Source organism: Kitasatospora sp. NPDC007106, from assembly GCF_040634455.1.
In the GTDB taxonomy this organism is placed as follows: Bacteria; Actinomycetota; Actinomycetes; order Streptomycetales; family Streptomycetaceae; genus Kitasatospora; species Kitasatospora arboriphila.
Genome location: NZ_JBEYFP010000761.1, coordinates 1 through 2,770 on the forward strand (window position 1 = coordinate 1; position 2,770 = coordinate 2,770).

Sequence of the window (2,770 nt, forward strand, 5' to 3'; positions counted from 1 at the left end):
CGGCCGCTCGGGGCACGCGATCGAACCCATGGACGCTGCCTTTCACCCGGGACTTGCTGACGGTCCTCACAACCGCGCGGCGCCGCCGCGCATTCGCGGAGGAGAGCCTCGGCGAGTCCCTGGTGCGGCTGCAGTCCACCCTCGTCCCGGGCACCGACGCCGAAGCCGAACCCGACGCCGAACCCGAAGCCACGGAAGCCGAGGAAGGCACAGCAGGGATCGCGCCGGCCGCCCCCGGCCCGGCCGCCTGGGAGGCCGCCGCCGCGGCCGCGTCCTCCTCCTCCGCCACCGCGCTGCTCCGGGCCGTCTCCGGGAGCGCGCTGGTCGTGCACACCGGTGGCGAGGCCTCCCGCGCCGAGCTGGCCGCACTGCTGCGCGCCGCGGACGGGCTCGGCCTGCGCGCCTGGGCCGGCACCTGGACGGACCACGGCCGTACGGTCCTCGCCGGGCTGCTCGACGGCTCCCCGGCGGCCGGGCGCCTCGCCACCCTGGCCGAGCTGCTCGGTGCCGGCGGTCCCGGCCGCGCCGAGGACGGCACCCTCGCCCTCGACCTGCTGGTCGTCCCGGACGCCCAACTGCTCGACGTCGAGCTGGCGGCGACCCTGCTGGAGGCGCTCGCCGACGGCACCCGGCTGGTGCTCAGCGGCGACCCGAACCAGCTCTGGTCGGCCGGCCCCGGCCGTTTCCTGGCCGATCTGACGGCTGCCAAGGCGTGCCCGGTCGTCGCCTCCCGCACCCCGGACGAGGGGCCGATCGGCGAGCTGGTGTCCGGCATCTCGATCGGTGAGCTCCAGCCCGTCGACGCGCCGGACAAGGAGGTGGTCGTCCTGGCCGTCCAGGACGCCGGCGAGGCCGTCCACCGGGCCGTCCAGCTGCTCGCCGACTCGATCCCGCGGGCGCTCGGCATCCCCGCCGAGCAGGTCGTGCTGATCACCGCCGGCCACGGCGGCGGTGCGGGCACCCGGGCGCTGAACGCCGCGGCCAAGGCCCGGCTGAACCCGGGCCCGGGCGCCTTCGGCGGCTTCGACCCCGGCGACCGCGTCGCCTGGTCGCCGACGCCCGGCACGACCCTGCCCGGCCGGGTCCTCGACGGCGGTGCCGCCGGGCTGCACCTGGAGCTGTCCGACGGCAGCCGGCTCACCCTCTCCCCCGCGCAGACCGCCCGGCTGCGGCACGGCTGGGCGCTCACCGCGCACCAGGCGGTCGGCCGGCGCTGGCCCGGCGCGGTGGTCGTGGTGCCCGGGGACGCCGCCGCGGGCCTCACCCGCCAGTGGGTGTACACGGCCTTCGGCCGCGCCCAGCGCCACCTCTCCGTGGTGCATCCGGCCGGGCCCGCGCTCGCCCAGGCGGTCGCCGAGCGGCCCGCCGCACCGCGCACCACCCGGCTGCGGGCGATCCTCGCCGAGCACACCGGCCAGGAGGGCTGAGCGGGGCCGCGGACGTGCCGGAGGGGCGGGGCCGCCGGGCCCCGCCCCTCCTGTGCTCACCGCCCGGTCACGACTCCGGCTCGAAGGCGTCCGGGTCGTCGTCGTAGACCTCGCTGATGTCGAACCGGCAGATCAGCAGCTGCGGGTCGGCCGCGTCGAACGGCTCGGGCAGCCACTCGCCAGGTTCGGAGGGCTCGCTCGCGGAGACCCACAGCGTGGAGTCGCCCTCCTCCAGTCCGAATTCCTCGCAGCGTGCGGCGATCTCGTCGGGCTCGTACTCGCCGAACAGCACCCCGATCGCCGCGTTCACGCCCGCGGCGGTGTCGCCGCCCGGCGTGAGCGAGTCGTCCACCCGCTCGGCCTGGTCCCGCAGCCGCTTCGGGTCGGCCACCAGGTAGTCCCGGCGGATCAGCACGCTGATCGCCTCGGGCTGCTCCGGCCCGGTGTAGCCGCCCTCGCTGCCGTCGCCCGGCACCTCGAAGGGGGTGACCTCGTCGAAGACCTCGTACAGCAGCTGGTCGTAGGTGATTGCCGCCGCCGCCAGGTCCTCGTACGCGGCGACCACGGCCGGATCGCCCTCCTCGGTGGTGCCGGCCACGGCCTCAAGGTGCCGGTCGATCGCGGCCTTGACCGCCTCGGCGGCGGCCCGTACCTCATTGATGGTGAGCTGCGCGGCATCAGACATGGTGCAGACGCTATCCCGCCCCGGTGACCGCACGCACAGGGGTTGTCACCTACGCCCGCGAATTCACGACAACTTCTGCCCGGATGTCCGATCCGTGTGCTTCTGTACTCACCGGACGGCAGCGCTCCGGGGCCGCCCCGGAGCCCGCACCACCTGCGCGGCGTCCCGCCGGAGGGCCTCCGGCATCGACCGGCCCGCGCCGGGGTATCGGTCCGGCATACCGGAACTGAGCGCACGTCAGGGCGGGGCGGCGGCGGCCGGGGCGCGGGGCCTGGCGGACGCCCCGCGCGCCCGGTCCGCCCGTCGGCACCACGCCGTAGGCTTGCGTTCAGGCCAAGGCACGGAGGCAGGAGGAGAACTTGACCCCACCCAAACTGGTCCGGACCCCCGAGTACGAGTACCAGTCGCTGCGCCTGCCGCGCGGCACGAGCCGCAACGCGGCCCGCCAGCTGCTCACCGAGCACGCCGAGTACGGCCACTGGGAGCTGGACCGCCTGCGGCTCTACCCGGACGGCAGCCGGACCGTCCGGCTGCGCCGCCGGATCATCCGGCAGACGCGCAGCTGGTGAGGGCGGGCCCCGGCACGGCCTCCGGGCCGCGGGGCCCGGCAGGGGCATGAGCAGGGTCGACGACCCCGGGCACGGCCGTGCGTCCGGGG

General features: G+C 76.3%; 3 protein-coding genes. 2 read left to right on the forward strand and 1 reads right to left on the reverse strand.

The window, feature by feature from the left end:
* The coding region (locus ABZ641_RS31975; protein ID WP_359987485.1) for an AAA family ATPase at positions 1-1,427 on the forward strand (1,427 nt) is incomplete at its 5' end.
* A gap of 67 nt (positions 1,428-1,494) precedes the next feature.
* Here ABZ641_RS31975 and ABZ641_RS31980 read toward each other — a convergent pair.
* The gene (locus ABZ641_RS31980) at positions 1,495-2,112 is read right to left on the reverse strand and encodes a hypothetical protein (RefSeq protein ID WP_344621564.1); all 618 of its coding nucleotides are present in this window, start codon (positions 2,110-2,112) and stop codon (positions 1,495-1,497) included.
* A gap of 374 nt (positions 2,113-2,486) precedes the next feature.
* On the opposite strand from ABZ641_RS31980, the gene ABZ641_RS31985 reads away from it, so the two are divergent.
* A complete protein-coding gene (locus ABZ641_RS31985) occupies positions 2,487-2,681 on the forward strand; it encodes a DUF5703 family protein (RefSeq protein WP_030274148.1) in 195 nt (64 codons plus the stop codon).
* Positions 2,682-2,770 lie beyond the last annotated feature (89 nt).

What these genes read in the sequence shown, in the direction of transcription:
- ABZ641_RS31980 (WP_344621564.1), bottom strand. Translation starts at nt 2,112, where the DNA reads ATGTCTGATGCCGCGCAGCTCACCATCAATGAGGTACGGGCCGCCGCC.